Origin of the sequence: Methylomonas sp. LWB (genome assembly GCF_001856095.1) — a bacterium.
GTDB classification, from domain to species: domain Bacteria; phylum Pseudomonadota; class Gammaproteobacteria; order Methylococcales; family Methylomonadaceae; genus Methylomonas; species Methylomonas koyamae_A.
This window is the reverse complement of record NZ_MKMC01000001.1, coordinates 1-286: the sequence shown is the minus strand read 5'-3', so window position 1 is coordinate 286 and position 286 is coordinate 1. Positions and strand designations below refer to the sequence as shown.

At 58.7% G+C, this 286-nt stretch carries 1 protein-coding gene; it reads right to left on the bottom strand.

Annotated features, from left to right (window positions below; all coding sequences use genetic code 11):
• A partial coding sequence (locus BJL95_RS00005) for an IS66 family transposase zinc-finger binding domain-containing protein (RefSeq protein WP_139306065.1) occupies window positions 1–286 on the bottom strand: 286 nt, incomplete at both ends.

The following is a 286-nucleotide window of genomic DNA, read 5'->3' as shown; positions in this document are numbered from 1 at the left end:
CGGCTCAACAGCGCGGCTTGCCGATACAGCGGCAGGCTATCCTGGTATTTGGCGGTGACGACCCAGGCTAATGCCGTTTCGGTGAGCAAGCCTTTGGGGATGATGCGAACCGGTGCCGGCGTCACGCGAATGCTTTCATCGCAGCACGGGCAGGCATATTTGACGCGGTGATGTTGAATGACTCGCACCTGTTGCGGCACGATGTCGAGCTGCTCGCTGATTTCAGCGCCGATTTCCACCAGACGAGTACCGTCATGCGCACAGATGCGTTCGGCTTCCGCTAATT